A 26440-nucleotide genomic window follows, 5' to 3' on the forward strand; every position below is an offset into this window, starting at 1 on the left:
TTCCATATTCATAGCGTGTAGTTGCTAATGTGGCAGAATCGGAGCGCTATTTTTTGTAGCGAATCATTGTCATACCTTCCTCAACGTTATCATTTCGCTTCCCGTTCCAACGTAATCAACAGTGCCTGTGTCAAAATATCCACACCAGTAAACATCGCATCACGGTTAAAGCTCATCTTCGGATGGTGTAGCCCGGGACTAAGATCACAGCCCAGACCAAGCATCGTACCTTTCACATGTGGTTTACGAATCGCTACCTGATGGAAATCGTCTCCACCAGTCGTCAGCAGTGCTGGAGAGGTATTGTCTACACCCAGTATGGCAGTGATCGCTTCCGCCATATATTGCTGCGCCTGTTCATCCACTTTGGCGGCAGCCAGCCCGTGTGCGATTTCCAGTTCTACATCTGCACCATATCGCATCGCTACACTGTCCACGACGCGCTGTACGTTTTCGGTCAATTCTTCCATCACTTCGTTTGTCTGGGCGCGTGTATCTAGCGAAAATTGAGCATTGCCCGGAATAATATTGCGCATCTCCCCCGCATGCAGACTCGTCATCTTCACCGAATGCGGAATACGCGGGTCCATATGAATATGCCCCAACTCATTAACGATGGATGCCGCCACTTCAATGGCATTGGTACCAAGATGTGGACGTGCACCATGTGCGTCATCGCCGCGAATCACACCTTTCACACCGCGACTGGCTCCGTGCACAATTGCTGGTGCCGCTTTCCCATCCGGCAGCTCCTGAATCGGACGCAAATGTACGCCAAAATAGAAATCCATATCGTCAAAAACACCTTTTTCTACTAGCGCAATCGCCCCCGCACCGATCTCCTCAGCAGGCTGAAAGACAAAGCGAATGGTTCCTTGGGGCAGTTTACCTGTTTCCTTGAGCGCCATCACTGTACCCAGCACCATCGTCATGTGTGCATCGTGCCCGCAAGAATGATTCCCGCAATATTCACCGTCGACCTCCTGCCAGAGCGCATCCATATCTGCTCGTAACCCAATCACCGGTTGACCAGAGCCGAGCTCGCCAATAACGCCCGGGCAATCGTCAAAAGTAGTCACCCGGCAGCCGAGCTTCTCCAGCCATTGCTTGATATATGCCGTCGTCTCCCATTCCTTCATGCTCAATTCAGGATGAGCGTGTAGATGTTCAAATACTTCCGTCAATGTAGCGCGTAACTGTGTATCCGTCGCGACTGTCATGCAAGATCATTCCTTTCCCTATTCATCTTCATATTTATATTCGTATTCAACCAACACATACTTATCCAGAACATCTCATTTGCTTCAGCAGATCGTTTATGGAATATAAAATTTATTAATATGCTGCTCCTCAATCTGCTTCACACTGCCTTCATTCCGGTTCGCAATCTCCATGATGATCGCATTCAGCAACGAGAAGATCACTGGCGACATCTGGATAATCGAACGTGAAGGCAGATCTAGCGTGAATACAAGATCAGCATGCGGAATCACCGGCGCTGCCTTGTAATCGGTAAAAGCAATGACATATATGCCCTTCTTCTTCGCTTCCTCCGCAATCCATAATGGCTCCATCAGATACCGGTAAAAGGAAAACACAACCACTACACTCTGCTCGTTCAAATAATTCAGATGAATGTTCTCCTCTGGACGATACAGTCGACAATTGCCCTTGATCGAATTGAGCGAAAAGGACAACCAGTGTGCCATCGAAAAGCCAAAGTTCAGACCAGTCACCAGCACCTGATCTGCATGATCCAGTCGGTCAATCGCCGTCTTTAGCTGTTCTTCCGATAGCGATTTTGCCACCTTATCAATGTTCACCTGATCCAGCCGCATCGCCTGCCGATAATATGGCAACTGTTCATCCTGAGTTTGCCCATCTGTTTGCAGATCATGCACATCGGTATAGATGTTGTATACTGCCTGACGCACATCCTGCTGCAACTCGCTGTACCCCTGATATCCGAGCGAGTAGCAGAGCCGCACGACCATCGTTTCACTGACGCCCAATGCTTCGCCAACCTTTTTGGCAGACTGAGCGGCAAAGATGGTCGGATCATTCAGTAGGGCATCGGCTACTTTTTTCATACCTTTCGTTAATGACGCATATTGTTCAGCGATACGATCCTGATATGATGTCAGCATTTATCACCTCGATTAAAGTTTTTAATTCAAAAAATGATTGAAATGAAGGAAATCCTTTATTATGATATAGCATAACACCAGAACGGTTGTAAGAAAAGTTGGGATATGTGCAAATTACTTTACATGAATCGAAGCAAATCACCAGATTACAACATAGCTATTACCAGATATAGTACATCACTTGTAAGCTGGCTATGCTATGTAATATGACTGCAATATGACCGCCTACAATTTGTAATCGACTTGCCTGCATCATTCCATGCTTGCTCATACCTTTATGTATGTTCGCGTTTGTTGAAATATACACCTTTATTCCTGAAGGAGGAAATGTTTATGGATACTCCCCGTCACTTGGATACGGCACCACCTGTTGCACCATCACCACAAAAGAAGCGGCTCAAAATGCCGGATGCGTACGTCTTGCTGTTTCTGGTAGCACTCGTCTGTGCAATTGCTACGTATATTGTCCCTTCCGGTGCATTCGACCGGGTCACAAACGATGAGATTACGACTACCGTACCGGGCAGTTACCATACGGTTGAGCGTTCGCCGGTTACATTTGTCGGCTTCTTCTCAGCTATCGCCGAAGGCATGGCAAACGCTGGACCGATCATTTTCCTGATCCTATTCACCGGTGGAGCAATTGCCGTACTGGAACAAACAGGCGCAATTACCGGCATGGTACATAGCATCGTTAACAAATTCCGTGAGCGGCAATTTCTATTTATCCTCATCGTAGCTGCCATCTTCTCCATCCTCGGCACCACCGGAATTGTCGTCAATTCCGTGATCGGCTTCATTCCACTCGGCATCATCGTCGCCCGTGCGCTAAAATGGGATGCGATGCTGGGCGCGGCTGTCATCTATCTCGGTACATATGCAGGCTTTAACTCCACTCTGCTCTCCCCGTCACCGCTGGGCATTTCGCAAACCATCGCCGAGCTGCCGTTGTTTTCGGGTATTGGATTGCGTACGGTCATCTATATCTGCTTTGTCGCAGCGACCATTGTATACTTGGCATCCTATGCACGCCGATTGAAAAGTGACAAGGGCAGTCTGCTCGGTAGCGACTGGTTTCCCAGCAAAGCATTGGTAAGCGACACTGAGGATAGTGAGAACGTTGTTTGGACAGGTAAACAAAAGCTGATTATTCTTGTCACCGCACTTTGTCTCGCTGGTTTCTTGGTTGGTACGTTTCAACTCGGTTGGGGCGATAAGGAAATGGCGGGAACCTTTATCCTGATTGCCATCATCGCTGGGCTGATCGGCGGCATGGGCGGCAACGGTATCGCCAAAACATTTATCGGTGGCTGTCAAAAGCTCGTCTACGGTGCATTAATCTGCGGTATGGCACGATGTATCTCAATTATTCTCGACGATGGAAATATTCTGGACACGATTGTAAATGGACTCGCCAACCTGCTGCAAGGGCATGGTCCGATTTTTGTCTCGGTTGGTATGTATCTGGTGAGTGCTCTGCTGCATTTCCTGATCTCCTCCGGCTCTGGCGAATCCGTCGTGCTAATTCCAATTCTAGCGCCGCTCTCCGATCTGCTCGGCGTCACTCGTCAGGTGACTGTGCAGGCGGTAATGATGGGTGAAGGCGTTGTGAACTGTCTCAATCCGACGTCAGGTGTTCTGATGGCGATTCTGGCAGCGACGGGGATTCCGTATACCCGCTGGCTAAAATTCATGTGGCCGCTAGCGCTGACGTGGTTCTTGATCGGACTCGCTTCCATTATCGTCGGCGTGCTGATCAAGTGGGGCCCATTTTGATTGCTGGGCGGTTCATACATAGCAGCCAAGTTCTGAGTTCTGAGTTCTGAGTTCTGAGTTCTGAGTTCTGAGTTCTGAGTTCTGAGTTCTGAGTTCTGAGTTCTGAGTTCTGAGTTCTGAGTTCTGAGTTCTGAGAAAAGTATACGTAGTGCAATATGAATGGCAATCAAAATGTTGTTGTAGACTGAACTGTAAACTTGTTCAGCATTTATATATTAGTGCACATGATGTAATAGTTACAGCAAAGAGCCTTCTTACTAGCAGAAGGCTCTTTTTGGGATACTGCGCAATTAGCAAGAATTATTCGTTCGGATTGCTGTCACTTTCCCACGTGTAAGTCGTTTCCATCTCGACCTCGGCAGTACTAGTGGTAGACAATACGACTCGATATGGCGTTGGCGGGATATAGATCATGTCCGTCGGAACACGGTAGTATACACGAGCCGAACCGTTGAGCAGTTTCACTTGCAGCGGGTCCCACTTTTTCGTAGAGAAATTGTATTTTTCAATCGATACAATCATCTGACCATTCTGCTTGACGTTCAGACCGACATAGCTGTCACCGGATGAGTTGTATTTTGCCGCAACAAAAGCTCCGTCTTTCTTAGTCACTGTAAAATAGTCAAACGTCGTGTCTGATGTGTCCTGCGTCGTGAACCCGCCGCCTCCACCTTTGTTGGCTACATTGCCAGATGGTAAAGTAGATGCTGCATTTGCGGTTTGCGCTGTTGTTGCGATTAACAGTGCACCTGTCAGCAATAAAGTACAATATCGGGATAATTTCATTAATATGTCCACTCCTTTTATTGCCCGAAACCGTGTCAATCTCTCGGGTGAATCTGTAGCTATTCGAACAAACCTGAAGTGTTCACCTCCCTTCCAGGCTTGATCGGCAATGATGCAAGGTTCCTTTTTATGTAATATGAGATCGGAATTTCTTTATACTATACTTTGATTTTGCTGCTGTGTATAATTTAGTGTCTTATGTTGTTTTCGTAATAACGCTGGATCTGGATCACTTGGAATTATTTTCATTTATAAAAAAGCCAGTTCATTTTGCAGCAAGGACGCATCCTTTTGCAAAATGAACTGGCTTTGTGTATATAAAAAGGCAAACATAACAAACTAGTTACAACTAATCAATTGATTTTATACTCAATAAGAATCTCAAAATCTCCATTTGGACAAAATACACCTGGATGTCGACCACTATTTTTGTCAAAGAAAATAAGATTTTTACCACATTTAGGACAACTTACTTTCTCGCCACTCATTACTTTTTGTCTTGTTGTTTGCATTAATTCAATTTCTTTCAATACTTCATCGTGACTTCTTCTCATGACTTACTCCTTTCTCAAAAGGTAAGGCAGTTCAGGATAATTATTTTTAACCATTTTGATAATTTCTTTTATCTCACTAATTTTTTGCCTGGCAAGAAGCTTAACAGTGTTCCTCCACCAGCTACTATCGATCGGCTACCGACAATTGCTGTCCCGTAATCAGATCCACACCGGTAAAAACTTCCTGAATCCCTTTCACGGTGCCTACTCCCGGTAACGCATCGACTCCGTAGCTAAAACCACTTTGCCACCATGTCGCCCCATCTGCACTGAGTCCAAACGGATCAATATACGACACCGAATTCACATACGCATACCGGTTCATCGTGAGTCCATTATCAATACTTCCCGTCAGTACATCGCGGTTTACGAAGCGCTTGATCTCTGGATTGTAGTAGCGCGCACGCATCTGGTACAAGCCGTTGGCATCAGTCTGTACACTATCGCTTCCATTATACTGGAATGGCTGCTCATTGGCACCGGTTTGTTCCAGCTGTTCTCCATACGTGTCGTAGGTGTACGTATCTGTGACTTGACCATTGTTGTCGGTCAGCGCAATGGTGCTACCGCGCATGTCGTACAGGTAGGTTTGGTAATTGCCGCTGCCATCTTCGCGACTGATGAGTCCCAGACCGTACACGTACCATGCTTGCGGTGTGCCAAAAGCGTCAGTTTCCATCAGCACTTGCAACAGAACAGCATGTGGGTTAATGACCTGCTTCGTCGTTATACCGTTTATTGTAACTTTATTACGCTTATCCTCATTTCATTAAGTTGTTTTACTAAAATAACTTAATAAGAAAATTAAGAACATCACATAGCAGTCTTTTATACAAAAGAAAGAAAAAAGTAAACAAAGAACCCCCATTCAGTCTAATTACAATCTGAATGGGGGTTTATAGGTTTTTGTGAATACAGAAAATTTTTAATTAATCTCTATATACGACATATTTTTCATTATCTTTCCTTAAAAAGATAACATCTATGCATATAGCAACCACATTTTTTCGTCATCTAATCAAATTTAAGCTTTCAGAAAAGGATCCTCATTTAGAATTTTAACTGAAATTTTTTTAGCTATGATAATAAGAGGCGATATATTGGCCTCCTCTGTATTTATTTTAAAAATATAATTACCTTGTTCCACGTTATATTTTTTATTCATTTCAATGATTTCAGCTTCATTTGCTAACTCAATAAATACTTTAGATGTGTCCGCATGCCATAAAAATAAGCTTGAAATAAAATAGGGTTCTTCAAACTCAATATCTATCGCATATTCGTCAATACTTGGATCTATACTACCTGATAAGACAACTTGCCATGCATTCATTTGACAAAGTTCAAAGTCCATCCATAAGCATCGACTTAGAAACGAATTAATTTTATTCATTTCTTCTCTGACATCATTTAAAGTCATTACAAACATAATATCCTCTCCTACGGCAAATCTATATGGGTATTTTTTGAACCTACAACATCAAAATTCGGATTCGGCTCTTTTTTTCTGTTGAACTCTTTTAACACACTTTCTTTATACCACTTACCATCCATACCCAAGTACTCTGTTCCACTTCCTTGAACTTTTGGATCAGGATTGGGAGCTGACTTCCTTGAAACTCTATAAATAGTATCTGCATTTGTATATCTTTGATCTCCAGCATGTATCCTTACTTCATACACGTAGCTATTTGCAGTCCACCGATGCTTAATTTCTTTTGGTATATTGGATAAACCTTGTTGTTCTAACGCTTCATTAAGAAAGTCTCTGGGATTAACAGAGTTAAGAAGATTTCTTACACTTCCCCCTGAGCTCTTAATGAAACCATTAACATCGCAATTATCATTATTCGTATTATGGACCCAAATACCAAGATCACTTACAAAATACGTATGGAAATCGGCGACAGTCATATTATAGACTCTAACCTGTCGTTCCTCACGCTGAATATCTTTAATATCTAGCGTAGTTCCATCGTCTTTGACAAGCAAATCTCCAACTTTCAAGTCTTTGACGTATGTCCATCCTTTCCCTTCCACCCAGAATGGATGATTATACGTTGATTCAATCTCCTGATCGCCTACATGAATCGTATAGATTTCTTCAGTCATGTGATTGAAAGTAGCTGTAACCGCCTTATAGTCTTCTTTACCGGTTGCTTCGTCTTTGGAGAGAACCCGATCGCCAACTTGAATATCTTCGATATTCTTCTCGCCTTGATCTGTTTTCACTTTTGTACCTGCTGTAAAGCAGTTACAGCCATCCACTAACTTCCCTGCTGACTTTTTAGCTTTGGTACTCCATCCGAATACATCTACAGCTTTCTCACCTGTCCAGATTAACCCTTTGGCAGTATATTTACCTGCATATTTTGAACCTGGGATAGGAAATAAACCTGTGATCCCACCAGCAGCATCTGCCACGCGATCGCCAATTGTCAATTGCTCGCCTGTTACGTAGTTGACACCCGTGAACACTTGCTGCCATGACTTCGCGGAACCTACGATTGGAGTCATATCTGCAAGAACGTCGCCTACTGTTATATACCAGTCGGTTCCATCTGCACTCAGTCCAAACGGATCAATATACGATACCGGATTGCCATTCACATACGCATACCGGTTCATCGTGAGTCCATTGTCAATACTGCCTGTCAGTACATCGCGATTCACGAAGCGCTTAATCTCTGGATTATAGTAACGCGCGCGCATCTGGTACAAACCGTTAGAATCCGTCTGTACACCGTCACGTCCATTGTACTGGAATGGTTGTTCACTTGCACCGGTGTGCTCCAGTTGTTCGCCATAGGTGTCGTAGGTGTACGTATCGGTAACTTGACCTTTGTTATCGGTCAAAGCGATCGTACTACCGCGCATGTCGTACTGATACGTTTGGTAATTGCCGCTGGCATCTTCGCGACTGATGAGTCCTTGACCGTACACATACCATGCTTGCGGTGTGCCGGAAGCGTCGGTTTCCATCAGCACTTGCGACAGAACGGCATGTGGGTTGATGATCTGCTTCGTCATTACACCGTTCACAGTAATGGAATTACGGTTATTTTCGTTATCGTATCCGTAGCTTACGCCACCGGCTTGGATCAGGCGGTTGCGAGCATCGTAGCGATAGTCTTGCATACTACCAGTTAGTGGACCATGCAGCATATTACCTTCAGCATCGTATTGAACCGCTTGTCCGTTGACGGTAGCCAGACGGTTGTCTGCGGTATATGCCAATTGCAAATCGCCATACAATCCGTAGCTGTCTTCAGTAACGGTTGTTGGCTCTCCTGCTCTATTGGTTTTGCCGTTAGCAGCTTGATTGGTATCATTTGCAGTATTGCCATTGGCATTTTCAGCATCGCCACGATTCGCTTCAGTGTCATTACCGTTTGCTGCGGAAGGGTTGTATACATCCTGCTGGACGCTGGCGTTGTCTTCCGTTTGTGCAGCTGTAGCGGATAATCCGCTTTGGATCATGACGTCTTCCAGTTCTGGTGACAGACCTGGACCGTATACGTCGTAGGTTACGCTATTGAGCGGGCTTTGGACTTCGCCGCCCTCTTCTTGAATGACGTTACCTGCGGCATCGTAGGTGTAGCTCGTTTCGACCATAACACTGCCATCTGGGTTCAGCACGGTCAGGCTAGTCAATTGTCCAGCGGCATTGTACGAACGGGTTTCTTTCGTTCCGTCTGCACGTGACGTGGAAGTTAGGCGACCGTTGGCGTCGTAGCTGTATGCCGTTTTGCGTCCGTTCCAATCGGTGACGGTGGACATATGACCGACGGTATCGTACGTGTAGTGTACTTTTTTGCCGTCTGGATAGGCCAAAGTCGTTAATTGTCCCGCCGCATCGTAGCTGTAGCCGATGGTATTACCGTCGCCGTCAGTATATGTTTCGACGCGGTTGAGGGCATCGAATGTGCGGCGTAGCACCTTGCCGTCGCTGCCTGTGACGGACAGGATGTTTCCATTCTCGTCGTACTGATACGATACGTTGCCTGCTTGGTCGGCAAACTGGATCAGGTTGCCTGCGGCATCGTAGGTGTAGTTCGTATTACGTCCATTTTTGTCGGTTTCTTTGCTCAACAGCCCGACGGTATTGTATTCATACGTATGACTGCCGCCTGCGGCGTCTTTTTCATTCGTCAGACGACCGAGCAGATCGTATTGATATTGTGCCTGATTTCCATTGGCATCCATCATGGTGGTGATCTGTCCGAATGCATCCATTACTTGTGATGTGTGCCCTTGGATGGCATCGCTGACGTCGGTCAGTTGACCCAATTTGTCGTAGCTGTAGTTCGTTTTACGGTTCAGCGGATCGACGGATTGGGTGAGCTGGTTCAGCTGGTTATATGCACTCGTATACGTGTTGCCGAGAGCATCGGTCATTTTCACCGGATTGCCAGCGGTGTCGTACTCCACGGTGTACATTTTGTTGTTGAGTGCATCCCGTGCTTCGGTTGGACGACCAAGCTTGTCGTACGCATACCGGATGCTGGCACCCTGCGCATTGGTTTCGCTGAGCAGTTGACCGGCTTTATCGTAGGCAAAGACGGTTTTGCGATTCAGCGGGTCGGTCACACCGGTCATGCGTCCTTCGGCATCGTATTGGATACCGATTTTGCCGCCCAGTGCATTGGTCATGCCTGTCAATTGACCGTTAGCATCGTAGGTGTAGCGGGTCACATTGCCTTTGGCATCTGTCACACTGGTCAGGTTGTCGTGACCGTCGTACGTGTAGCTGTTCTTATGATTCAGCTCGTCGATAACGGACGTCAGTTGATCGTTGTCATTGTAAACGATACTCGCTGTATTGCCTGCGGCATCCGTCTGTGTCGTCATGCGACCAGCCTTGTCGTAGCCGATGAGTGTGGCTTCGCCGGTGGATTGGGTGACTTTGTTCAATCGGAAACCGTCGTAGCTGTACAGCGTTTTGCCGCCACGCGGATCGGTTGCCGAGGTGAGCAGCCCCTGATCGTTGTATGCATAGGTGACACTTTGACCTTCCGGGTTGGTTGTCGTCAGCAATCGTCCCTGATTGTCGTAGGTGCTCGTAATGCTGTTGCCATCTGGTCCGGTTGCTTTCAGCAAATTGCCAAGACCATCGTAGGTCATAGTCATAGATTGACCGGACGGATCGGTCACTTTGACGACATTGTTTTTGTCATCGTAGACAAAGCGTGCCGTCTGATTCAGCGCATTGGTAATGCTCGTACGGTTGCCCTGATTGTCGTACGTGTACGATGTCTGACCTTCCAGTGCATCCTGTACTTGAAGAAGCTGATAATTGGCATCATGGACACGCTTCTGTACGTTGCCGTTACGGTCAGTAATGGTCGTTGTGAATCCATTATTATCCTGACTGTAGGACAGCGTCGTCTGATGACCGTTGATACCGTCGGTTTGTTTCAGGATACGTCCTTTGCTGTCGTAACTGTTGGCGAACACTTGCTGACCATCTAGCTTGCCAGTCAGAATCTGATGATTTTTGTTATACGTGTATTCATCTTTGATTCCATTTGGAGATGTCAAGGTGATGAGTCGTCCGGTATCATCGTAGGCAAAGCTTGCCTTGCGTCCCGACTGATCTGCAACGGAGCTGATGCGTCCGGCAGTATCGTAATCCAGTACGAGTTTGGCACCTGTTGCCGGTTCGATCACACTAGAGATTTTGCCGCTGGCATTGTATTGCATATTCAATGTGATGCCGCCAGAATTGCCCATCGATTGCAGCTTGCCATCTTTGGAAAATTGTAAATTCGTACGGTCGTATCGATTTAGGCTATAGCTGCCGTCTTTGTTTTTGAGCAATTGATCGTTGCGTACCGCCTTCTGGCTGGACACATAACTACCGTCTGCCTGCCGGGTAAAGGTATTATACCGGAAATCGTTCCAGTATAGATTGACGCTGCCGTCTTTGGCACTCTCTTGCAGGCGCATCGCATAGTTATGACTCCAACCTTTGCCCATCGTGCCATTGCCTTGCAGCAGAGAATAATATTGTGCCTGGAATGGAATATCCAGACTGCCATGTGCGGACAGCATTGTTTTATTAATGATCTGTGCGCCAGTCGATGTATCAATCGGATCAGCGTAGAACGTTTGCGGATCATAGCTGCCGGGATCAAGCGAGCTGACCGGCTGACCTGTCGGCGGCGTTGGTGTCGGTGCAGGGATGACCGGATCGGTCGTTTCTTCCCAGCGGAACAGACCGTATGGACTGTATACGTCTACCGTTTTGCCGCTTGTATTGCGTACGATTGCGGTATTGCCACCACCGATGGAAACGGGACCATTGCCCGGTTGCTCGGCTGCTTGTTCAATCCAATAATGGAATGTACCGTTGACTGTCAACGTATGAGCTTTGTTGGTCACATTCAGTGATTTGAGCATATTGGCGGCACCCAGACTGTAGACGGACAACGCTTCATGCTCAGCATCGACAAAAGAGAAATTGTCTTTGTTCGCATTGACTGTTGTGGCTGCGGTCTGGCGTGCAGTCAGAATGGCATAGCCACCAGATGGTACGGTAACGGAAGTTGCGGTACTCAAGCGCTCGTAAGAGGCGTTCGGTTCACCGGAAGCATCGTATACGGCGACATCGTACGTGCCATCTACACTCAAGCGAGCCGTTCCGCCGGAGTTGTTGACTGCTTTCATACTTTGTCCGTTGTTGAGCGATTTGATCAGCAGATCATTGCCCTGCGTGATGCGAATCGCTTCCGTTGGAGCGTAGACGGTCACTGGTGCAGTATCGACGTTAGTCACGACGATGCGCACGGATGGCTGCAACGTATGCGTACTCACGGTAGTACTGTCGTTGCTGCTAGTCATCGTACCTGCTGCATTATACAACTGGTACGCATGCGTTCCGTTCACCCGCAGATTGAATCCACCTGGCGAAATGTTACGAATTGAATAGCTTTCGCCGGGTTCCAGCGTTTTGACGGTTACTGGTCGCCCTTCCACATTATTGATCTGGAAAGCATCGTAGGAACCGGACAGCTTCACTTGCTGATCCGCTGCACCCGAGATAACAAAGCGGTCGCCTTTGGATAGTGCGTGCACTGTTCCGGTATCAGCAACTGCATAATCTTCTGGATTCCCACTCGCTCTATAGCGAGCATAATCATATGTGCCTTCGGTATACAGATTGGCTGGGGACAGTACATTTTGTACCAATGCAATCGTGCGCTGCGAATCTACATTCATCGTAAAGGTAACTGGATGTTGACGGTCTTTGAATGTAAATGACTCGTATGGTGCATAGACGATCATGTCTTCGGTATCGTTATTTTGAATACCGATGCGTCCACCAGAAGGCAATTCTTGCGTGGACACGCCATTTACGCGATACGTATATGCTGTTAGGCTACCATCGGCTGCATAACGAGCCAGACTGTATGCGCCTGTCAGACGTACAGATGAATCCAATGCTTCGATATTGCTGGCATCCATATATTCGCCAACTTGCAGTGTGCGTTTGATGAGTGTCGGGTTGGTTCTATTTTGGATATCAAAGGCATCGTAAGGTCCTTCGATAATCGCAGGCTGCGTCGTATCAGAGCCTGTTACCGCCAGCTTATAGCCTGCGGATACGGCTTTGAGCTTACCGTCATTCATCAATTGTAGCTCGTCGACCTCACCACTTGCTTTGCGTTCTACATAATCGTAAACGCCGCCGATGGAATACAGACTGAACGACTTGTCTGTCGTATTGGTCAGATTCAGACTTTGCCCGTTAGTCAGCGTTTTGCGGAACGTGACAGGAGTGGTGCGTTGGTTATCGGTAAATAATTCGTATGCCGCGTACACTTCAATTGGTTTCTCGTCCGTATTCATCGCAGCTAATCGCTGACTTGCATCTACGGAACGGTAGCCTGTTGTCGTCTGTCTGACATAACTATTCGGTTTGCCTGCAGGATCATAATCCATCAGATCATGGCGACCAGTAAAATAAACCTGCTCGGTGCTTGACGCTTTGTTAACAAACTCCAGACTCTGGTTGATGGCAAGCTGCTTGATCAGTAGTGCCGGGTTGGCGCTGGATTGTACAGCCGTGACATCATATGGCGTTAACAGCACAAATTGACTATTCCCAGAATTGGTCAATGTGGCACGTTCGCCGCTATAAAATGGCAATGAGATTTGCGTACGGTTATGATCCAGCGAGCGCAGCGAATTGTCCGCTTTGTAGCTAGCCTGATCATAGGTGCCTTCTGTATACAAATTGAAATTGCCCGGACTGTTGTTAGACAGTTTCAAACTTTGCCCAGCGTTCAAATATCCTTTGTACAATGCTGGTTCGGAGCGGTTGCTCCAATCGAAAGCATCGGCTGGACCATAGACGGTCAGCGGGGTATTGTCGCTGTTGGTCACAATAGCCTTTTGCTCTTTGGTGACGGTATGCGTATCGGCTTTGATCGGATTGCCAAAGCTAGCGACACGATTGTCCGCCTGATCGTATACTACATAATGATGCTGCCCGTCCGCTGTCACAGGGAACGAATAACGGGAAGTATTGACTGCTTTGATCGTCTGTCCCGCTTCCAGCGTACGCTTGAACGTGATCGGCTGGGTACGGAAAGAGAATCGGAATGCTTCATAAGGAGCATAGATCAAATCTGTCGTTGTGCCGACGTTAGTAAACGCGACACGTTCACCGTTAGCCAGTTGGAAATAACTACTTTGATGATAGGAATCGTATTTGATAATGCCCAAGCTATCGTAGAACGCGTAATCATAGCGTCCATTTGCCTGAATGGTTGCGTTATTATGTGTCAGATTGCTTGCTTCCAGTGAACCGCCGGGTGGCAGATTGTAGCGATACAACGCCGGATTGGCGGAATCGGAAATCTGGGTCTGCTCCTTCGGAACCTTGATCGTGATAGATGTGGAACTGCTCGGATTGGTGAATACAACCGTATTGCCGATTGGTAGCAAATAGTTGGACAGCGTGCTGCCATTATCGTATTCTGCTACATCGCCGGATGCGTCGTATTCGGCATGCTCGTATAGTCCGTTCATCAAGAGCTTGATCTGATCGCTGGAGCTATTTTTCACTTTGATGCTGGCGTTAGGAGCCAGCGTTTTGGTGACCATTGGCGGCTCGACCTGCGTTGTTGTGTCAAAGGCGGGATATGCGCCCGATACCGTGATTGCCGTAGCGGAAACATTAGTCATGACAAAGCGCTGACCCGCTCGGACGAATTTGCTCGTCGTTTTGGTCGTCCCCGATGAGGATAATGAACCATCTTCATCGTAAATCATAAATTCATACGAGACTCCGCCATCCATATATACATAATAGTTATTGGCAGTTTTGTTGGTCGCTTGTACCGACGTATTTGGAGCCACATTGTATCTGAAATCAGCAGGAGTATATGAATATATAGTACGAATTACTTTTCTCGCACCAAATATATCGTACGTTTTGGAATCACGATTCGTAACAATGATTCTTGTACCTGCATTTAGCGTCTCTACACCACCAGAAGCATTACGTGCAAAAGATGTTGGTACATAGTAGCCGTTACTGTCAAAATGGATATTGGCATTTACTCCGCCAATTCGTATACTCTGGCTTCTCGCCGAATCCATATTCTCAAAAATATAGCTTCCACCCGGCGTTAAAGTAATCCGTTCAAGCGCGTGAGAACTAATTGTGTACACTTGAATTTGTTTACTTTTGGCATCAATCGTCATATTGGAACCAGAAAGGTTCGTGATCTCAATCGTATAATCTTTTGGGAAATTCAGTGTTGTTTTTCCTGTATCTTCGTTGTAAGATGCTACGTCACCATTTGCCATATAACGAGCATATTCATATGACGTTCCATCCAGATAAATAGACATAGCCGCAGTATAAGAATGTGTAATGGTTACACTTTGTCCTGCACCTAATGTATAGGAATTTACAAGCGCTGCCTCAGCAGCTGGTTGTTTGAATATGAACAAGGAAACAACCAATATCGCTGCTAATGCTACTACTTTTAAGCAATTTCTTATATTCATCACTGACTGCCCCCTGCCTTGCTGAAGGTACGGTCAGCAAAACCGGCTTTGGCGTGTCCGTTTGCCTTCAGCAACACGATTTGCAAATGAACGCGTGCTTTGACAGCGCCAGATGGGGCAGTCAGATTGGCGTTGTAGCTAGTCCAGCCAGTATTTTGTCTCAAGTTAAGCAGATTGTCGTAGCGAATCAAGCGTTTGTTGCCATCGTAATAATTGACGATGACCTGCACGACCGCATCCTTCATCTCATCGGTCTTCACCCAGCCCTCGTACGTATAGCTTGTACCACCCTGAACCGGGATATCGCGGTAAATGTTAGCTCCACCACTACGCTTGGCGTCCAGCGTAATCAGTTGCGCGGTCAGATTGCTATCGCTTGGCTCATACACGTCAGCTGCAACGGTCGACGATGTATCACCATATACATTTTCTACTACAGACGGTGCATAGGTAACGTGAGTATCATTGGAAACATTAGCTGTTGTCGTCTCGTATTGGGCTTTCATGCCTTTGGTCATATACGCAGTCCAGCCGGAAACGATATTGCTTTTCTGTACAGCAGGTTTGCTAGTCGACGTCACACTGAGCAGGTTACCACCATGATCGTACGTATACGTCGTTTGTTTGCCGTCTTTGTCTACCGAGGTGACTCGGTTCAGATCGTCATAAGTATAATCGGCTGCATAAGCAGACGCGCTAGCGGTAAGAACAGATAGTCCTACCAGTATCGCTGCCAGCGATTTCCATCGTAATCGTGCTAAATTCAAGTGCATTCGCTCCCTTGTCCATTTCTGGCTATTCCAAGGTTACGTGCTAGCTTCTATGGACAGACGTGTCCCTTGCTTGCTTTGGATCCCTCCGTTTCTGCTTGTTTTATCCTTTTCCAGTCTGATCAAACTTCAATTGGGAAGCTGCGTGAAAAATGATGGGTGACAGCACACTCTGTTGCTGTCTTCGTTAAGAAGCTAGCGTAACAATCTCTATGTATATTGGAAAGCCTAACCCTTTTATCGGTATAATCACCAAAAATTTTAATTTTTAGGTGGGTAAATGAAGAATATGAGCCATTTGTATCATGTTTCGCCGCTTCCCATTCATGATGAATCCATAGCAAAAAGCCATTTACATGGATAGCAGAATGGAACTGCATCACAGAGAGTACTGAGCCACAGTATCCATACGAGCAGAACATTCAACTACACCATATAAATGGCGATTTCATTATTTATCCAATTACAGCTAATGAGCAATCGGACTCATGACATGACCCCAAAATAATCCAAGCAAACAATAACATTAACCTTGTTCAACCAGTGCTTTGGCAGCGATATCGCTACGCTGATGCTTGCCTTCAAACGTAATCTGCTCCGCCTGTGCGTAAGCGTTGGCACGCGCGGAAGCAATATTTTGACCTAGACCGACAACACCGAGAACACGACCACCGTTAGTGACGATCTCGCCATTGCTACCTATACCTGTCCCTGCATGAAAAACAAGTGCTTGCTTGGTATCGATCTTATCCAGTCCCGAGATCAGCAAGCCCTTCGGATACGATGCCGGGTAACCGCCAGAAGCAAGAATGACGCATACCGCTGCTTCATCGCTCCACTCAATCTCAATATCTGCCAGCGTACCGTTCACGGTTGCCAGAAAAATATCCAGCAGATCCGTCTTCAAGCGTGGCAGCACCACCTGCGTTTCTGGATCGCCAAAACGGGCGTTAAACTCGACCGTCTTCGGCTTGCCATCCGGGGTGATCATCAGACCAGCGAACAATACGCCTTGAAATGGACGACCTTCCGAGACCATCGCATTGGCAGTTGGAATGATAATGTCGGCAATCGCTTCGTCGATAATCTGCTGATCAATATGCGGCAATGGTGAATAGGTGCCCATACCGCCAGTATTGGGACCTTGATCATGATCATAGACAGGCTTATGGTCCTGAGCGGCAGGCATCACACGCACGGTTTCACCGTCGACAAAGGCTAGGATCGACATCTCCTGCCCTTCCATAAACTCCTCAATAATGACGCGACTGCCTGCTTCGCCAAATACTTTATCCTGCATAATCGCCTGTAGCGCATCCACGGCTTCATCCATACTGCGTGCGACAGTAACGCCTTTACCAGCTGCCAGACCATCCGCCTTGATAACGATAGGAACGGGCTGCTGCTGCAAATAGTCCAGTGCCGCTTCGTATGTGTCGAACTTGGCATACGCGGCGGTAGGGATATTGTATTTGTGCAGCAGGTCTTTCATAAAGGTTTTGCTGCCTTCGATAATAGCGGCATTTTGACGTGGACCGTAGACCGGAATGCCGCGCGCTTCGAATACATCGACGATACCGTCAGCAAGTGGATCGTCTGGACCAACGACAACTAGCCCAACCTGCTTGTCAGCAGCAAAATCAGCTAGTTTTTGAAATTCATGTACAGAAATCGGTACACACTCGGCGATTTGCCCGATGCCTGCATTGCCTGGTGCACAATAAATGTTGTCGGTTTGTGGACTTTGGGACAGCGACCATACGATTGTATGTTCACGTCCGCCGCTGCCGATGACGAGAATATCCATAATGTCACACTCCGTTCGTGGAAATAGGGATGCTACTTGATCAGTGTTTAAAATGGCGCACGCTGGTGAACACCATCGCGATGCCATGCTCGTTGGCTGCTTTGATCGACTCTTCGTCTTTGACCGAGCCGCCCGGTTGAATGATCGCGGTAATGCCTGCTTGCGCTGCCGCTTCCACTGTATCGCCCATTGGGAAAAAGGCATCCGATGCGAGAATGGCACCTTTCGCTTTGTCGCCAGCTTGCTCGATGGCGATTTTGGCAGCACCGACGCGGTTCATCTGACCTGCACCAACGCCAATTGTCATATCGTCAGCTGCGAGTACAATCGCATTCGATTTTACATGCTTGACGACTTTCCAGCCGAACAGTAATTGCTTCATCTCTTCCGCAGACGGTGCGCGCTTGGTGACGATGTTCAGATCAGCTTCGGTAATGGAATGTACATCGCTCTCCTGTACCACCATGCCGCCTTCCACTTCAGTCACGATCTGTTGCGGTTTGCGATCAGCAGACGAGGAGAATTCGCCCATTTTGAGCAGGCGGATATTTTTCTTCTTCGTCAAAATCTCCAACGCTTCCGGTGTGAAATCCGGTGCCAGCACGATCTCTAAGAAAATCTCGCTCAGCGGCTGCGCCGTTTCCGCATCGATGACGCGGTTGGCTGCTACGATGCCGCCGAAGATGGAAGTCGGATCAGCGTTGTACGCTTTGTTGTATGCTTCGGCGATCGTGGAGCCTACGCCTACGCCACATGGATTCATATGCTTGACGGCTACAACCGCCGGTTCGGTAAATTCTTTGACGATCTGGAGTGCAGCATTGGCATCGTTGATATTGTTGTACGACAATTCTTTGCCATGCAGCTGCTCTGCGGTAGTCAGCGTGCCTGCCGAAGCCAGCGGCTTGCGGTAAAAAGCGGCGCTTTGATGCGGATTCTCGCCGTAGCGCAGATCTTGAATTTTCTCATACGTCACGGTATACCGTTCAGGGAACGGCGTTTCCAATACTTCTGCCAAATAATCGGAGATCAGGGAGTCGTAAGCCGCAGTATGACGGAATACTTTGGCAGCAAGCTGCTTGCGCGTATCCAGCGTCGTATCGCCTTCACTGCGTACTTCGTCCAGTACAGTTGCGTAGTCGCCTGCATCCACTACAACCGTCACAAAAGCATGGTTTTTGGCAGCACTGCGCAGCATCGTTGGTCCGCCGATATCAATATTTTCAATCGCGTCTTCATAAGCGACATCCGGCTTGGAGACCGTCTCTTGGAATGGATACAAGTTTACGACCACGAGGTCGATGTAGCCCAGCTCCAGTTTCTTCATTTGCTGCTGATGCTCTTCACTGTCACGAATTGCCAGCAGACCGCTATGTACAGCCGGATGCAGTGTTTTCACACGTCCGTCCAGAATTTCGGGGAACCCGGTCACTTCGGAAATACCGATGACGGGCACGCCTGCATCAGCAAGCAGATTTTTGGTACCACCAGTGGAAATGATCTCTACACCTAGTTGCGATAATTCGCGGCAGAAATCGACTACACCTGTTTTATCGGATACGCTGACAAGCGCACGTTTGATCGTCATGATTGAAAATTCCTCCTTTGTAGTGGAAACAGAAATCGTTCATTGACTAGCTATCAGTTTGGGCAAATATACAGGTATATCTTGCTCCACATAACAAGCCAGTCCCCTATACGTTATCAAAAGCTTCTCGCAATCCTCTATTCACTGCTCTACAATTACATGTCTGCCATCTTCGGCAAGTCGTACTTTACCAGCAGCAATCTGTGATACGACGCGCGGGTATAGCGTCTGTTCGATCTTGTGAATCCGCTCTGCCAGCGTCTCCGCCGTATCATCCGGGTGAATATGTGCAGGCTGCTGCGCGATGATCGGACCCGTATCCATACCATTATCAACAAAATGAACTGTAATTCCGGTCAATTTCACACCATAATCCAGCGCCTGCCCGATCGCATCCTTACCGGCAAAAGCAGGCAGCAGCGACGGATGAATATTAATCATCCGCCCCATGTATGGATTCACCAGCGTCGGCGTCAGCAAACGCATATAGCCCGCCAGCACGATCAGGTCAATATTTCGCTTCGCCAATTCACTCAGAATATCCAGTTCGTACGCTTCCCGACTGTCATATTCCTTTGGCTGAAAGACAAACGTATCTATCCCTGCCCGCTGTGCACGCTCTACGACCGGTGCTGCCGGCTTGTCGCATACGAGCAGTTCGACTTCCGCCGACCCCAGCAATCCGCTGCGCTGCGCATGCACAAGCGCCTGAAAATTACTGCCCTGACCGGACGCAAATACCGCGATCTTACATACGTTCATTATACATCCGCTCCGGTAAAGGTGACGATCTTCTGTCCTTCCGTGACGTTACCGATGAGATAAGCTTCTTCGCCCTGTTCTTGTAGCACGCTCAATGCCAGCTCCGCCTGTTCCGCTGGAACGACAATCACCATACCGATCCCCATGTTAAAGGTTGTGAACATATCGCGGTTGCTAATGCCGCCCTTCGCTTGCATCAATTGGAAAATCGGCAGGATCGGCCAGTTTCCATATTCGATATCTACATTTACATCATCCGGCAACATCCGTGGAATATTCTCAATAAAACCGCCACCTGTAATATGCGCCATGCCGTTGACCTGTACCGCTTGTTGCAGCGCAAGACACGACTTCACATAAATGCGCGTCGGCTCCAATAATACATGTCCCAGCACGGCATTATCCAGTTCTGCTACCTGTGCTGTCAATTCATAACCACCATCTTCCAGCAGCAGCTTGCGCACAAGGGAAAATCCGTTACTGTGTACGCCGCTTGATGCCAAGCCGATTACAACATCGCCTGCTGCGATATCGCTGCCTGTAATGACTTTTGGCTTATCCACGATACCTACTGTGAAACCAGCGATATCGTATTCACCTTCCGAATACATACCCGGCATCTCCGCTGTCTCGCCGCCAATCAGCGCACAACCGGATTGACGACAACCGTCCGCAATACCGGAGACGATCGCTTCAATCTTTTCGGGAATGACCCGATCACAGGCAAGATAATCAAGGAAAAAGAGCGGTTCTGCCCCTTGCACCACGATGTCGTTTACACACATGGCAACTGCATCGATCCCGATCGTATCGTGCTTATCCATCGCAAAAGCGAGCTTCAGCTTCGTACCAACACCGTCTGTACCGGAAACGAGTACTGGCTCCTCATACTTATCCTTATTCAGTCCAAACAGCGCACCAAAGCCGCCGAGGTCTGTCATCACTTCCGGGCGAAACGTCGTTTTGACATGCTTTTTCATCCGTTCAACCGCTTCATTGCCTGCCGCGATATCGACACCGGCATTTTTATAAGCTTCTGACACTGTGATCGCACCTTTCATCTGTTGAAATATTTGCGGAGTTGGGGGGCGGTGGAGGGGATGGGGGGTTCTGTTGCTACAGCGCTGCGGGAATGGATCGTTCGGGCTTCGCCGTTGCAGACCGGCTTTTTCCGAATGATGACAAGAGTCGTAAAAAGCCGGTCCGCAAATGCTCCGCCCGGAACGATTCCATTCCCTCCGCTACGTGCAACGATCCCCTTCCCCCTCCAAACCCAAGCTCCGAACTTTGGGTGGGGTGGTAATGGGAAGAGATTGGTAGAGATTAGAGATTAAAGATTTAGAGAAATAGGATTAGAGAATAAACAGGAAATAGTTAGAGATATAGGACTAGAAATGACTCGTTTGAGAATGGTGGAATTGACTATATCTCTTGGTCGGTTATATTGATGAGTCGGTTTGATTGCTGTGATTGTTTTAGTTATTTTGCTGTTGAAGATTGTGTTGATTCCGTGCTATTTATAGGTTTAGACTCCGTATCCGGTATTCTCTTTGTATTGGTCGTGTTTGGTCAGGATGTTGGTTTTGATTATAATGTATCATCCTTATCTTTCCCTACTGCCCCAACCGATCTAACGAATTTGCTATTGGAATAGGATGGGGAGCGTGTGGAGCGGAGGGGAAGGAAATAGGCTATAGATCGCCTTTGAAATCGGGTGCCTTCCTCTACAAGGGGTTACCCAATCCAAGGCACCCGATTTCAACCCGCGATCGGCAGCCTATATCCTTCCCCGAAGCGGTGCCACACCAATCCCCATCCCCTATTCCACCCAGCGTAATTCCGTCAGCACCCACATCCGAATTGTTCTTCGCCACCGAAGTCCACTTGAGTCGGGTAGTCGTTGTCAAAGCACGCCATGCACATGCCGCCTTTGTAGTCGCCGCGATTATCGCCAGCGACTGCTTCGATCAAGCCGGTATTGCTCAAAAAGGCGAGTGAATCGGCGTTGATCTCCTGACGGATTTCTTCGACGGTTTTGGATGACGCGATCAGGTCGCGGCGATCCGGGGTATCGATGCCGTAGAAGCATGGATTTTTGAAAGGTGGTGAGGTGATTCGCACATGTACCTCGGTCGCTCCTGCATCGCGTAGCATGTTGACGATCCGGCGCGACGTGGTGCCGCGTACGATGGAATCGTCGATCATCACGACACGCTTGCCTTCCACGACACGGCGGACGGCGCTCAGCTTCATCTTTACGCCCTGCTCGCGCAGTTCTTGACTAGGCTGGATAAAGGTACGTCCGGTGTATTTATTTTTGATCATGCCCAGCTCGTACGGAATGCCTGTCTGCTCGGCATAACCGATCGCGGCGGAGATACTGGAATCCGGTACACCGGTCACTAGATCCGCATCGACAAACGATTCTCGCGCCATTACGGAACCCATCCGTTTCCGGGCAGAATGCAGGTTGGAGCCATTCATATCGCTATCCGGGCGGGCAAAATAAATATATTCCATCGAGCAGAGTGCTTTACGCTGAGGCTGTTCGATATATGTGTCTTCTTGTAATCCGTCTTCGTTCAATACGAGCAATTCGCCCGGCTGTACATCGCGTACCAGTTCAGCACCAATCGTTTCCAGAGCACACGTTTCGGAAGCGAAAATATACGCGTCACCCAGTCGTCCCATCGTTAGCGGACGCAATCCGTTCGGATCACTGGCAACGATCAGTTGTCCGTTCGTCATCACCATAAAGGCAAATCCGCCTACGATCCGGCGGAACGCATCCTTCGCCGCTTCCACCAATGGCTTCGGCGAACGAGCGATCAGATGCGCGACCACTTCGGTATCACTGGTCGTTTGGAAAATAGAACCCATTTCCTCCAGCTCGCGCCGAATCTGCGGAGCGTTGACGATATTACCGTTCGTCGCCAGTGCCAATTCGCCTGCACGGTAACGGAATACGAGCGGCTGAGCGTTGCCCAGATGACTGCTACCGCTAGTCGAATAGCGTACATGACCGACAGAGATGTCGCCGGTCAATCCGCTCATAATATCCTTGTCAAACACTTCCTTTACCAGTCCCATTCCGCGATGGTAATTAAACTGGGTACGGTCGCTGACGCAGATACCGCAGCTTTCCTCGCCACGATGTTGAAGGGCGTGCAAACCATAATAAGACAGGGAAGCGGCCCCCGGGTGTCCGTAGACACCGAAGACGCCGCATTCCTCTTTTAACGTATCAAAAATATCATTGGGTCCGGTTCCCTGATTATAATAGTCGCCGGTCCACAGTTGATGCTGATTTAATTCATCAGACATGGAATCGCATCCTCCCAGACCTGACGAAGTGATTTCACTTCTTCTGTCAGGACTTGTTTGCCGTCCACTTGGATTTGTAGTTGTTGTTCCTGTGTCACCGTACCGATACGAGTGATCGGTACTCCAGCAGCTTGCAATCGACTTTGCAGTGCATCTGCTTGCTCCGCGGTTGCCGATAGCAAAATGCGGGATTGGGATTCGCTGAACAGCAGCAGATCGTGACGCAATCCGCCAGATGTTAGTTCAAGCGCAGCGCCCAGTTTGCCGCTAATACATGATTCTGCCAGTGCAACCGCCAAACCGCCTTCAGACAGATCGTGTGCAGATTGTACCAGACCAGCTTGAATCGCGCCTAGCACACCATCCAGCAGTTGTTTTTCAATAACTAGATCCAGTGCCGGCGGACGACCTTCGGTCTTGCCATGCACGACATACTGGAATTCACTGCCGCCGAGTTCGGCTTTCGTTTCACCCAGCAAGAAGATGACGTCGCCATTCTGCTTGAAGCCTTGTGTTGTAATATGATCGGTATCGTGAACGAGTCCAACCATGCCGACAACCGGTGTCGGGTAGATGGAGCCGCGTGTATTTTCATTGTACAGACTGACATTACCGCCGATAACTGGCGTTTCCAGTGCGCGGCAGGCAGTTGCCATGCCTTCAACGGACTGTTCCATTTGCCAGAAAATTTCTGGCTTTTCTGGACTACCAAAGTTCAGGTTGTCCGTAATGGCAAGCGGTTCGGCACCGGAGCAGACGATATTGCGTGCCGCTTCGCTAACCGCGATTTTGCCGCCCACTTCGGGATCAAGGTATACAAAGCGGGAGTTACAATCGGTCGTCATCGCCAGCGCTTTGCGTGTGCCGTTTACAAGTACAACTGCCGCATCCGAACCAGGACGTACCGCTGTACTTGTGCGTACCATGTAATCGTACTGGTCATATACCCATGCTTTGCTTGCTACCGTTGGCGAAGCCAGCACGGATCGTAATGCGCCGGACAGATCGGTCACTTCGTCGTAAGCAGCAGTGTCAATAGATGCCATTTGCTCATAATAAGCCGGAACCGAGGATGGCTTGTTATAGATTGGGCATTCGTCAACCAGTGCATGAACTGGCATGTCGCCAACAAGCTCGTCATGATGGAACAGCTTCAGACGACCATCGTCCGTTACTTTACCGACTTTGGCACAAATAACGCCCCAACGCTCAAAGATTTCCATCGCCTGTGCTTCGTCCTTCGGCTCAACGACGAACAGCATACGCTCCTGTGATTCAGACAGCATCATTTCGTAAGGAGTCATGCCTTCTTCACGCTGCGGCACCTGATCCAGATACAGCTCCAGACCGTTGCCCGCTTTGCTCGCCATTTCCGAACTAGAGCACGTCAGACCAGCTGCACCCATATCCTGAATACCGAGTACGATGCCGGTATCGATCAGTTCGAGACAGGATTCCATCACCAGCTTTTCCATAAATGGATCGCCGACCTGTACCGCCGTCTTGCGTGCTTCGGATTCTTCGGTCAATTCTTCCGATGCAAAGGTCGCTCCGTGGATACCATCGCGTCCAGTTGGTGGACCTACATAGAACACCGGGTTGCCGACGCCTTTGGCAACGCCGCGTTGGATTTTATCATGATCGATCAGACCGACGCACATTGCGTTGACGAGCGGATTACCTTCATAGCTCTCGTCGAACATGACTTCGCCGCCAACAGTCGGGATGCCGATACAGTTGCCGTAGCCAGCGATACCAGCCACAACATGCTCAAACAGATACTTCACGCGTTCGCTCTCCAGCTTACCGAAACGCAGGGAGTTCAGCGAAGCGATCGGGCGCGCACCCATCGAGAAAATATCGCGGATAATGCCGCCCACACCGGTAGCTGCGCCTTGATACGGCTCCACTGCGGATGGATGGTTATGACTTTCGATTTTGAAAACGACTGCCTGGTTGTCGCCGATATCGACGATCCCTGCACCTTCGCCCGGTCCCATCAGGACACGCGGACCATCGGTCGGGAAACGTCTCAGCAGCGGTTTGGAATTTTTGTACGCGCAATGTTCCGACCACATTACACTGAATACGCCGATTTCCGTGTAGTTCGGTTTACGTCCGAGGAAACCGCAGATCAGATCGAATTCGGTGTCCGAGACACCCATTTGTTGATACAGTTTCTGTTCTGCGACTTGCTCCGCCGTCGGTTCCTTAACGGATGTTTGCTGCGTCATGTTGATCCCTCCAGGCTTTCAAAATAGATGTGAACATTTTCTTGCCGTCTGTCGTGCCAAGCAGTTCATTAACCGCGCGCTCTGGATGCGGCATCATACCGACTACATTGCCACGTTCATTGCTGATGCCCGCGATATCGTGCAACGAGCCGTTTGGATTCTCGCCGTATTGGAAGACGATTTGGTTGTTGCTTTTCAGCTGTTCCAGCGTCGCTTCGTCGCAGTAGTAGTTACCTTCACCATGTGCAATCGGGATGATAATCTCTTCGCCTTGCTCATAATCCCGTGTAAATGGCGTCTGGTTGTTCGTTACCGTCAATACGGTATCATGACAGCGAAATTTCATCGATTCGTTACGCAGCAGCGCGCCCGGCAGCAGATGTGCTTCGGTCAAAATCTGGAATCCGTTGCAGATGCCGAGTACGTATTTGCCTTGCTCGGCGGCTTTGATCACTTCTGCCATGACTGGTGCAAAACGGGAAATGGCGCCGCAGCGCAGGTAGTCACCATAAGAGAACCCACCCGGAACTAGAATACAGTCGTACGCAGACAGGTCTGTCGCCGTGTGCCATACATAATCAACCGGCTCGCCCAGCGTTTCTTCTACCGCTTTGAAGCAGTCGATATCACAGTTGGAACCAGGGAATACAAGTACCGCAAATTTCATGG

General features: G+C 48.4%; 16 protein-coding genes. 1 reads left to right on the forward strand and 15 read right to left on the reverse strand.

The window, feature by feature from the left end; genetic code table 11:
* Window positions 1-89 precede the first annotated feature (89 nt).
* Window positions 90-1220 carry a M20 peptidase aminoacylase family protein gene (locus ACDE64_RS20180; protein WP_411348050.1) on the reverse strand — a complete coding sequence of 377 codons (1131 nt, stop codon included), beginning with the start codon at window positions 1218-1220 and terminating at the stop codon, window positions 90-92.
* Window positions 1221-1316: 96 nt separating this feature from the next.
* Window positions 1317-2147 carry a MurR/RpiR family transcriptional regulator gene (locus tag ACDE64_RS20185; RefSeq protein WP_411348051.1) on the reverse strand — a complete coding sequence of 277 codons (831 nt, stop codon included), beginning with the start codon at window positions 2145-2147 and terminating at the stop codon, window positions 1317-1319.
* 333 nt (window positions 2148-2480) lie between these two features.
* Between ACDE64_RS20185 and ACDE64_RS20190 the strand changes: the two genes are divergently transcribed.
* On the forward strand, window positions 2481-3923 hold the full coding sequence (locus tag ACDE64_RS20190; protein ID WP_411348052.1) for a YfcC family protein: 1443 nt from the start codon (window positions 2481-2483) through the stop codon (window positions 3921-3923).
* A gap of 300 nt (window positions 3924-4223) precedes the next feature.
* Here ACDE64_RS20190 and ACDE64_RS20195 read toward each other — a convergent pair whose 3' ends face one another.
* From ACDE64_RS20195 to purQ, 13 genes are all read right to left on the reverse strand, one after another.
* Window positions 4224-4709 (reverse strand): hypothetical protein, encoded by a 486-nt coding sequence (locus ACDE64_RS20195; protein ID WP_411343863.1) that lies wholly within the window; start codon window positions 4707-4709, stop codon window positions 4224-4226.
* Between the two features lie 353 nt (window positions 4710-5062).
* The gene (locus ACDE64_RS20200) at window positions 5063-5263 is read right to left on the reverse strand and encodes a hypothetical protein (protein WP_411348053.1); all 201 of its coding nucleotides are present in this window, start codon (window positions 5261-5263) and stop codon (window positions 5063-5065) included.
* Between the two features lie 124 nt (window positions 5264-5387).
* Window positions 5388-5942 (reverse strand): RHS repeat-associated core domain-containing protein, encoded by a 555-nt coding sequence (locus ACDE64_RS20205; RefSeq protein WP_411348054.1) that lies wholly within the window; start codon window positions 5940-5942, stop codon window positions 5388-5390.
* Between the two features lie 345 nt (window positions 5943-6287).
* Entirely contained in the window at window positions 6288-6692 is a 405-nt protein-coding gene (locus tag ACDE64_RS20210) for a hypothetical protein (protein ID WP_411348055.1), read from the reverse strand.
* Window positions 6693-6703: 11 nt separating this feature from the next.
* The gene (locus tag ACDE64_RS20215) at window positions 6704-15286 is read right to left on the reverse strand and encodes a polymorphic toxin-type HINT domain-containing protein (protein WP_411348056.1); all 8583 of its coding nucleotides are present in this window, start codon (window positions 15284-15286) and stop codon (window positions 6704-6706) included.
* Window positions 15286-16053 (reverse strand): RHS repeat domain-containing protein, encoded by a 768-nt coding sequence (locus tag ACDE64_RS20220; RefSeq protein WP_411348057.1) that lies wholly within the window; start codon window positions 16051-16053, stop codon window positions 15286-15288. Before ACDE64_RS20220 ends, ACDE64_RS20215 begins: the two co-directional genes overlap by 1 nt.
* A 529-nt stretch (window positions 16054-16582) precedes the next feature.
* Window positions 16583-17863 carry a phosphoribosylamine--glycine ligase gene (purD, locus tag ACDE64_RS20225; protein WP_411348058.1) on the reverse strand — a complete coding sequence of 427 codons (1281 nt, stop codon included), beginning with the start codon at window positions 17861-17863 and terminating at the stop codon, window positions 16583-16585.
* 40 nt (window positions 17864-17903) lie between these two features.
* Window positions 17904-19451, reverse strand: a complete 1548-nt coding sequence (gene purH / locus ACDE64_RS20230) for a bifunctional phosphoribosylaminoimidazolecarboxamide formyltransferase/IMP cyclohydrolase (protein WP_411348059.1) — start codon at window positions 19449-19451, stop codon at window positions 17904-17906.
* 141 nt (window positions 19452-19592) lie between these two features.
* The gene (gene purN, locus ACDE64_RS20235; RefSeq protein ID WP_411348060.1) at window positions 19593-20213 is read right to left on the reverse strand and encodes a phosphoribosylglycinamide formyltransferase; all 621 of its coding nucleotides are present in this window, start codon (window positions 20211-20213) and stop codon (window positions 19593-19595) included.
* Entirely contained in the window at window positions 20213-21256 is a 1044-nt protein-coding gene (gene purM, locus ACDE64_RS20240) for a phosphoribosylformylglycinamidine cyclo-ligase (protein ID WP_411348061.1), read from the reverse strand. Before purM ends, purN begins: the two co-directional genes overlap by 1 nt.
* Window positions 21257-22055: 799 nt before the next feature.
* A complete protein-coding gene (purF, locus tag ACDE64_RS20245; RefSeq protein ID WP_411343878.1) occupies window positions 22056-23537 on the reverse strand; it encodes an amidophosphoribosyltransferase in 1482 nt (493 codons plus the stop codon).
* Window positions 23522-25771, reverse strand: a complete 2250-nt coding sequence (gene purL / locus ACDE64_RS20250) for a phosphoribosylformylglycinamidine synthase subunit PurL (RefSeq protein ID WP_411348062.1) — start codon at window positions 25769-25771, stop codon at window positions 23522-23524. Before purL ends, purF begins: the two co-directional genes overlap by 16 nt.
* On the reverse strand, window positions 25749-26438 hold the full coding sequence (gene purQ, locus ACDE64_RS20255; RefSeq protein WP_411348063.1) for a phosphoribosylformylglycinamidine synthase subunit PurQ: 690 nt from the start codon (window positions 26436-26438) through the stop codon (window positions 25749-25751). Before purQ ends, purL begins: the two co-directional genes overlap by 23 nt.
* Window positions 26439-26440 lie beyond the last annotated feature (2 nt).

Origin of the sequence: Paenibacillus sp. WLX2291, assembly GCF_046603665.1 — a bacterium.
In the GTDB taxonomy this organism is placed as follows: Bacteria; Bacillota; Bacilli; order Paenibacillales; family Paenibacillaceae; genus Saccharibacillus.